2 protein-coding genes are annotated in these 9,327 nt (G+C 75.9%); both read right to left on the bottom strand.

Going from position 1 to position 9,327, the window contains the following annotated elements; genetic code table 11:
* Positions 1-5,260, bottom strand: a 5,260-nt coding sequence (locus tag SMA5143A_RS42225) for a type I polyketide synthase (protein ID WP_146194062.1), incomplete at its 3' end; no start/stop codon positions are given.
* 139 nt (positions 5,261-5,399) lie between these two features.
* The coding region (locus SMA5143A_RS42220; protein WP_146194061.1) for an SDR family NAD(P)-dependent oxidoreductase at positions 5,400-9,327 on the bottom strand (3,928 nt) is incomplete at its 5' end.

The following is a 9,327-nucleotide window of genomic DNA, read 5'->3' as shown; positions in this document are numbered from 1 at the left end:
CGGGGCCCCGGCCGAGTGGGCGGGCCGCGCCCGTGACGACCTGCGGGGCGGTGGCCGTGCCGTCGGCGAGGGCGCGTACGCCGGTGAGCAGGCCGGCGCGGTCGGCGCCGATGACCACGGCCCGGTGTTCGAACAGCGAGCGGCTGTCGAGGAGGGCCTTGCCGACGGCGGCCGGTGCGGTGTCGGCGGTGGTCAGGTGGTCCGCGAGGCGGGCGGCCTGGGCGCGCAGGGCCTCGGGGGTGCGTGCGGACAGGAGCCAGGGGCGGACGACGGGGCGTTCGGTGCTCGTCGCATCGCTGCCGGCGGCTTCCTCGGCCGCGAGCCCGTCGGGGTGCTCGCCGGTGGGCGGCGGGGCCTCGGCGGGGGTGTGTTCGAGGATGACGTGGGCGTTGGTGCCGCTCATGCCGAAGGAGGAGACTCCCGCCCGGCGGGGGCGGCCCGTGTCGGGCCAGGGCCGGCTCTCCGTGAGGAGGCGTACGGTGTCGGCGGACCAGTCGACCTGGCGGGTCGGCTCGTCCGCGTGGAGGGTGCTCGGCAGCACGCCGTGCCGCAGGGCCAGCACCGTCTTGATCACACCGCCGACCCCGGCCGCCGCCATGCTGTGCCCGATGTTGGACTTCAACGAGCCCAGGTACAGCGGTCGTTCGCGGTCCCGCCCGTATGTCGCGAGCAGGGCCTGCGCCTCGATGGGGTCGCCGAGGCGGGTGCCGGTGCCATGGGCCTCCACCGCGTCCACGTCCGCCGGGGTGAGCCCGGCACCGGCCAGGGCCTCCAGGATCACGCGTTCCTGGGAGGGGCCGTTGGGTGCCGTGAGGCCGTTGGAGGCGCCGTCCTGGTTCACGGCGGAGCCCCTCACCACCGCCAGCACGTGCCGTCCGTTGCGGCGGGCGTCCGAGAGCCGTTCCAGGACGAGGACGCCCACGCCCTCGGCCCATCCCGTGCCGTCGGCAGCCTCGGAGAACGCCTTGCAGCGGCCGTCGGCGGCGAGGCCGCCCTGGCGGGCGAACTCCAGGAAGCCGCCGATGGTGTTCATGACGGTGACGCCGCCGGCGAGGGCGAGGTCGCACTCGCCCGTCCTGAGGGCCTGCCCGGCGAGGTGGAGGGCGACGAGGGAGGAGGAGCAGGCGGTGTCGACGGTGACCGCCGGGCCCTCCAGGCCGAGCGCGTAGGACACGCGGCCGGAGACGACGCTGCCCGCCGTGCCGGTCATGACGTGGCCCTCGGTCTCGGGGGTGGCGGCGAGGACGTCCGCGTAGTCGGAACCGGCGATGCCGGCGAAGACCCCGGTGCGGCTGCCGCGCAGCGACAGCGGGTCGACACCGGCGCGTTCGACCGCCTCCCAGGAGGTCTCCAGGAGCAGCCGCTGCTGCGGGTCCATGGCGAGCGCCTCGCGCGGGGAGATCCCGAAGAAGTCGGCGTCGAACTCGGCGGCGCCCTGGAGGAATCCGCCGGTCGTGGGGGTGGTGCCGTCGACGTGCCGCAGGGCGGTGAGGTCCCAGCCCCGGTCGCGGGGGAAGGCGGTGACGGCGTCACGGCCCTCGGCGACCAGGCGCCACAGGTCCTCGGGGGTGGTGACCCCGCCGGGGTAACGGCAGGCCATGCCGACGACGGCGAGGGGCTCGTCGGCGAAGCGGCCACGGACGGCGGCGCGGCGGCCGGTGTGCTCGCCGTTCAGATGGGCGACGACGGCTTCCGGCGTCGGATGGTCGAAGACGAGTGTCGTGGGCAGTGCCAGGCCGGTCTCCTCGGCGAGGCGGTCGCGGAACCGTACGGCGGACAGCGAGTCGAAGCCGAGGTCCTTGAACGCGCGGTCCGGGGCCACCGCGTCGAGGCCGGGGTGTCCGAGCACGGCGGCGGCCACCGCGCGCACCAGGTCCAGGTCGACGTGCCGGTCCCCGTCCGGGGCGGGCCCCGGTTCGGCGGCGGCGGTCGTCGGGGCGGGGAGGAGCGGGCCGCCTGTGCCCGCCGTGGCCGGTAGCCAGAAGCGGTCGCGCCGGAAGGGGTACGTGGGCAGGTCCGGGCCGTCGCCGTCGGGGGCGCCGAGGACGGCGGTCCAGTCGACGTCGACACCCCGGACGTGGAGTTCGCCGAGGGCGGTCAGCAGGGCGGTGGGCTCGTGGTGGCCGTGCGGGAGGGACGGGACGAACGCGGGGCCGGGCTCGGGCACGCAGTCGCGGGCCAGCACACTGAGGGCACCGCCGGGGCCGATCTCCAGGCAGGCGGCGGTACCGAGTTCACCGAGCTGCCGGACGCCGTCGTGGAAGCGCACGGCCTCCCGGACGTGCCGCACCCAGTAGTCGGGCGAGCGGAGCTGCTCGTCGGTGGCGAGGCGGCCGGTGACGTTGGAGACGACGGGGATGCGCGGCGCGTGGAAGGTGAGGCTCTCGGCGACCGCGCGGAAGTCGTCGAGCATGGGCTCCATCAGCGGCGAGTGGAAGGCGTGGCTGACCTTCAGACGCCGGGTCCGCATCCCGCGCTCCGCGCACAGGGCGGCGGTGGCGTCGACCGCCTCGGTGGGGCCGGACAGCACGGTGGCGCGGGGGCCGTTGACGGCCGCCACGGCGAGCCGGCCCGTGGTGCCGGCCGCGTCGAGCAGGGCGGGCACCTCCTCCTCCGCCACCTCGACGGCGAGCATGGCGCCACCGTCGGGGAGGGCCTGCATGAGCGTGGCGCGGGCGGCGACCAGGGTGCACGCGTCGTCGAGGGAGAGCACTCCCGCCGCATGGGCGGCGGCGAGTTCGCCGATGGAGTGGCCGAGCAGGTGGTCGGGGGCCAGACCCCAGTGTTCGAGGAGCCGGAACAGGGCGACCTCGAAGGCGAACAGGGCGGTCTGGGTGTAGGCGGTCCGGCCGAGCAGTTCCTCGGAGTCCAGCGCCTCGGCGAGCGGCCGCTCCAGCCGCGCGTCGAGCCTGGTGCGTACGGCGTCGAAGGTGGCGGCGAACACCGGGTACGTGGCGTGCAGTTCCCGGCCCATGCCGGCGCGCTGGGCGCCCTGGCCGGTGAAGAGGAACGCCAGCGGTCCGGGTGCCGTCGCCGTACCGTGCACCGCGCGGGCGTCGGGGCGGCCCCCCGCGAAGGCGTCGAGGGCGGCGGTCAGTTCCGTGCGGTCGGTGCCGAGCACCACGGCCCGCTGCGCGAACCGGGCACGCCGGGCGGCGAGGGCACGGGCCACACCGCGCGGGGTCGGGGCGTCGTCACGGCCGTCGCTGTCCGCGTCGTCGGAGTCCGCGCGGTCGAGGTGGTCGCGGAGCCGCCCGGCCTGCGCGCGCAGGGCTTCGGGGTCGCGGGCGGAGAGGAGCAGGGCGAGGGGGCTGTCCGGCACCGCCTCCTCGGGTTGCGCGCCGGGGGCGAGGAGGGGCCCGGAGGGGCCTGGGTCCTCGGTGGTCCCGACGGCTCCGACCGTCGCGGAAGCCCCGGCCGTCTCGGCTGTGCCGGAAGCCCCGGCGGTCTCGGGGACCTCGGCTGTCCCGGAAGCCCCGGCGGTCTCGGGGGTCTCGGCTGTGCCGGAAGCCCCGGCGGTCTCGGGGACCTCGGCTGTCCCGGAAGCCCCGGCCGTCTCGGGGACCTCGACAGCTCCTGCGACCCCGCCCGTCCCGGTGGCCCCGGTTCCGGATGCCCCGGCCACACCAGTGACCCCGCCGGTTCCTGCGACCCCGACCGATCCGGCAGCCCCGCCCGTCCCGGCAGCCCTGCCCATCCCGGCGGCCCCGACTGCTCCTGCGACCCCGCCCGTTCCGGTGGCCCCGGTTCCGGATGCCCCGGCCACACCGGTGACCCCGCCGGTTCCTGCGACCCCGACCGATCCGGCAGCCCCGCCCATCCCGGCAGCCCTGCCCGTCCCGGCGACCCCCACCGCCCCGGCGACCCCGCCCGTCCCGGTGGCTCCTGCCTGTCCGGCGGGCTCGGGCGCCTGTTCCAGGACGACGTGGGCGTTCGTCCCGCTGATCCCGAACGCCGAGACCGCGGCCCTACGCGGGCGGCCGGTCTCCGGCCACTCCCGTTCCTCGGTCAGCAGTTCCACCGACCCGGCCGACCAGTCCACCTCGGGCGTCGGCTCGTCCACGTGCAGGGTGCGCGGCAGTACACCGTGGCGCAGCGCCTGCACCGTCTTGATGATGCCGCCGACCCCGGCCGCCGCCTGGGCGTGGCCGATGTTCGACTTCAACGAGCCCAGGTACAGGGGCTGTTCACGGTCCTGCCCGTACGTGGCGAGGAGGGCCTGCGCCTCGACGGGGTCGCCGAGCCGCGTACCCGTTCCGTGTGCCTCGACGGCGTCGACCTGGGCGGGGCTGAGGCCGGCGTCGGTGAGGGCGGCGCGGATGACCCGCTGCTGGGAGGGGCCGTTGGGGGCGGTGAGGCCGTTGGAGGCTCCGTCCTGGTTCACCGCCGTACCCCGGACGACCGCCAGCACGCGGTGCCCGGCGCGGCGGGCGTCCGACAGTCGCTCCAGGACCAGGACGCCCACGCCCTCGGCCCACCCCGTGCCGTCCGCCGTCGCGGAGAACGCCTTGCAGCGCCCGTCCCCGGCGAGACCTCCCTGGAGCAGGAACTCCTCGTACAGGCCCGGTCGGGCCATCACGGCGGCGCCGCCGACGAGGGCGAAGGAGCACTCTGCGGCGCGGAGGGCCCGTACCGCCAGGTGGAGGGCGACGAGGGAGGAGGAGCAGGCCGTGTCGACGGACAGGGCCGGGCCCTCCAGACCGTAGTGGTAGGCGAGCCGGCCGGAGGCGACGCTCGCGGTGGTGCCGGTGAGGACGTGGCCCCGGACCTCCCGCAGCGCCTCGTCGCCCTCGGGGCCGTACTTCTGGTCCGTCATGCCGACGAAGACTCCCCCGTCGGTGCCCTTCAGGGCCGCCGGGTCGAGGCCGGAGCGTTCGAGAGCCTCCCAGGAGGTCTCCAGGAGGAGCCGCTGCTGGGGGTCCATGGCGAGCGCCTCGCGTGGGGAGACGCCGAAGAACTCGGCGTCGAACTCGGCGGCGCCGTGCAGGAATCCGCCTTCGAGGCGGACCCCGGCGTCGGCGAGGCCGTCGGTGCGCCAGCCCCGGTCGGCGGGGAAGGCGCCGACGGCGTCGCGGCCCTCGCGCACCAGGTCCCACAGGGCCTCGGGGGTCTCCACGCCGCCGGGGAAGCGGCAGGCCATCGCGACGATCGCCACGGGTTCGCGTCGGCTCTCCTCCAGCTCGCGGAGCCTGCCGCGGGTGCGCTGGAGGTCGGCGGTCACCCGCTTGAGGTAGTCAACAACCTTGTCGTCGTTCGCCACGGGGACTCCGATTCGAGCGTACGTACGGGAGGGGGGTCTGGAGGGGTCCGCGACGGGAGCCGGTGAGGCCCGGAGCGGAGGTCGGGTGAGTCGGGGACACGGGTCGGGTGGGGTGGGGTGGGGTGGGGGGGGACGCGGGTCAGGTGAGGTCGCCGAACTCGCTGTCGATGAAGGCGAGCACCTCGTCGGCGGTGGCCGAGCGGAGGGCCGTGTCTCCGTCGGTGTCACCGGCCGGGGTGGCGGTGGGCGCTTCGAGGCGGTGCAGGATGCGGCGGAGCCGCTCGGTGACCTCGGCGTGGGCCGGATCGTCGACGGCGAGCGCCTCCGCGGCGGTATCCAGCCGGTCGAGGTCACCGCGCAGTCGTTCCCGGGGGCTCGGCCCGGCGGGCAGCAGCCGGCGCAGCAGGTGGTCGGCGAGGGCGGTGGGTGCGGGGTGGTCGAAGACGAGCGTCGCGGGCATGTCCAGGCCGGTGGCCGTCCGGAGTCGGTTGCGGAGTTCGACGCCGGTGAGGGAGTCGAAGCCCTGGTCCTTGAACGCCTGGTCGGGGTCCACCTCGTCGGGGCGGGCGTGGCCGAGGACCTGCGCCGTGCTGTCCAGCACGAGGGCGAGGACGCGGGCGGGCCGCTCCTCCTCGGGCAGCGCGGCGAGCGCGGTCGCGAGGTCCGCGGCGGGCTCGTCGGGGCGGCGTACGGCCGCCCGGCGCGGCACCGGGCCCAGCAGGGCGGACAGCAGGGCGGGGGCGGGCCGGTCGCGGTGCTCGGACCGCAGCCGGGCGAGGTCGAGCGGGGCGGCCGTCACGACCGGGGCGGCGCCGGTGAGGGCGGCGTCGAAGAGAGCGAGGGCGCGTTCGGTGGACAGGGCGGTGGTGCCGGTGCGGCGCAGTCGTTCCCGGTCCCGCGCGTCCAGCGCGGCGGTCATCCCGCTGGCCTCCTCCCACAGGCCCCACGCGATGGAGACACCGGGCAGGCCCGCGGCCGCGCGCCGCTCGGCGAGGGCGTCCAGGCAGGCGTTGGCGGCGCAGTAGTTGGCCTGTCCGGCAGCGCCGAACGTGGCGGACGCGGAGGAGAACAGGACGAAGAACGACAGGTCCAGGCCCCGGGTCAGGTCGTGCAGATGGCGGGCTCCGTGCGCCTTGGCGTGCAGGACGCGTCCGACGCGGTCGGGGGTGAGGGAGGTGAGGACGCCGTCGTCCACGGTCCCTGCGCAGTGCACGACACCGGTCAGGGTGTGTCCTTCGGCGGCGAGCCGGTCCAGCAGCGCCGTGATGTGCGCACGGTCGCCCACGTCGCAGGCGGCGATGTCCACCTCGGCACCGACGGCGGCGAGTTCGTCCCGCAGGGCGGCCGCGCCGGGCGCGGAGGGTCCCGAGCGCGAGGTCAGCACCAGGCGCCGTACGCCGTGCCGGACGACCAGGTGACGGGCCACGCGCGCGCCCAGGGTGCCGGTGCCGCCGGTGACGAGGACCGTGCCCCCGCCGGCGAGACCGGCGGCGAAGGTCAGCACGGCCTTGCCGACGAGCCGGGCCTGGGCGACGGCCCGGAACGCCTCGGGGGCGCGGTGCACGTCCCAGGTGGTCACGGGCGGCGGGACGAGCACACGGTCGGCGAAGAGCGCGGACAGATCGGTGAGCATCTCCCGGATGCGGTCGGGGCCCGCGTCACCCAGGTCGAAGGCGCGGTAGCGGACGCCGGGGTGGTCGGCGGCGACCCGCTCGGGATCCCGCGGGTCGGTCTTGCCGATGTCGACGAACCGACCCCCGCGCGGCAGCAGTTCGAGGGAGGCGTCGGTGAACTCCCCTGCCAGGCAGTTGAGGACGACATCCATGCCGGCCCCGTCGGTGTGCGCGAGGAAGCGCTCGCGGAAGCCGGTGTCGCGGGAGTCCGCGATGTGCTCCGTGTCCAGCCCTGCCGCGCGCAGCGCGTCCCACTTGGGCCGGGAGGCCGTCGCGTACACCTCGGCGCCCAGGTGACGGGCGAGTTGGACGGCGGCGGACCCCACTCCGCCCGCCCCGGCGTGTACCAGCACCTTGCTGCCGGGGCCCACTCCGCCGAGGTCGCACAGTCCGTACCAGGCGGTCAGATACGCCACGGGGGCCGCCGCGGCCTGCGCGGACGTCCATGTGTCGGGGACGCGGGCGAGCAGCCGGTGGTCGGTGAGGGCGACGGGAGAGAACGCGGCGTCCAGCATGCCCGCCACCCGGTCGCCGGGCGCGAACCCGGTGACACCCGGGCCGGTTTCCAGCACCACTCCGGCGCCCTCGATGCCCAGGTCGGCCGCTCCGGGGTACAGGTCGAGGGCGATCATCGCGTCCCGGAAGTTCACCCCGGCGGCGCGTACGGCGACGCGCACCTCGCCCGGCGCCGGCTCCCGTTCGGCGTCGGGGTGGGCCTCCAGCGCCAGCCCGTCGATCGAGCCACGGCGGGCCGCCTCCAACCGCCAGGGGCCGGCGGGCGGTTCCAGTGGCGCGCCGGCCTCGGCCCGGACGACACGGCGCCCGAGGAGACGTCCGGAGCAGACGGCGAGGTCGGGCTCGCCGGACGCCAGGATCCGGGAGAGCGGAAGGCCCAGCAGCGGCCGAGAGGCGTCGTCCACGTCGAATGCCGCGACGGTCTCGGCGACACCGGGATCGCGGCGCACACGGTCGATGTGGCTGTCCCGATCGACGTGGCCGTCGACGTCCCGATCGTTGTCCCGGTCGACGTCTGTCTCGATGTCGACGAGTACCAGGCGGCCGGGGTGTTCGGCTTGGGCGGCACGCACGAGGCCGGCCACAGCGGCCTGGGCGAGGATGTCGTCCATCGTGTCGTCGTGCCGGGCGGCAACCCCCATCAGGCCCGGCTCGGGCACGTCGGCAGCCCGCCGGGTGACAACGACGAGGGGGACGGACGCGTATCGCTCGGCCCGCAGCCACTCCTGTAGCAGCCGCAGCACCCGGGCCGTGACGTCGTCCACGTCACCGGACGGGCAGGGCGCCACCACGGCGTCGGGGAGACCGTCGAGGCGCTCGAAGTCGACGCCGCCCTCGTCGGTCACCGGGAGCCGAACGGGGTCGACGGGGGCCGCGTCCGCGGGGACGGACAGTGGGGTCCACTCGATACGGAACAGGGCGTCCCGGTCGGGGCCGGCACCGCCCGGGAGCCGTTCGGCCGCCGCCTCGCGCAGCACCAGGTTCTCGACGGTGACCACCGGGGCACCGTCGACGTCCACCGCCGTCAGACCCACCGCCCCGTCCGTCCCACGGGTCACCCGGACCCGCAGGGCGTCGGCGCCGGTGGCGTGGACGCGCACGCCGCTCCACGTGAACGGCAGGCGCGCCGGGGCGCCGGGCGGCAGTTCCACGCCGAGCGCGTGCAGGGCCGAGTCGAGGAGGGCGGGGTGTACGGCGAACCGTGAGCTCCGTTCCCGGTCGCCCCCGTCCAGTTCAGCCTCGGCGTACAGCGCGCCGTCAGGGGACCGCAGGACCGCGCGCAGCCCTTGGAAGGCCGGCCCGTAGTCGAAACCGGCCTCGATCAGCGCCGGGTAGAAACCGTCGAGCGGGACCGGCACGGCCGACTCCGGGGGCCAGGACAGGGTGACCCCGGTGGCGGGGGCCTGAGCGGGCGCGAGGGTGCCCTCGGCGTGCCGTACCCAGACCGGCTCGCCGTCGGCCGTGTCGTCGCGGGACGCGGGCCGGGAGTGGAAGGCGACCGTGCGGCGACCGTCCGAGTCCGGTGCCCCCACGACGAGTTGGAGATCCACCGCCTCCTGCCCGGTGAGGGCCAGGGGCGTGGCGAGGGTCAGCTCGGACAGCTCCGGGCAGCCGAGCCGCTGCCCCGCCCAGCAGGCCATGTCCACGTAGGCGGTACCGGGCAGCAGGACCGTGCCCAGCACCTTGTGGTCCGCGATCCAGGGATGGGTGGAAGAGGAGATCCTCCCGGTGGCGATGACGCCCTCGCCCGTGGCCTGCACGAGCCAGGTACGCAGCAGCGGATGGTCGGCCGTACCGAGCCCGGCGGCCCGAAGGGCACCCACCGGAGCCAGGCCTGCGGTGTCGGGCCAGTAGCGGCGGTGCTGGAAGGCGTACGTC

Source organism: Streptomyces sp. MA5143a, assembly GCF_900290235.1.
In the GTDB taxonomy this organism is placed as follows: domain Bacteria; phylum Actinomycetota; class Actinomycetes; order Streptomycetales; family Streptomycetaceae; genus Streptomyces.
This window is presented reverse-complemented; position numbering and strand designations above follow the sequence as displayed.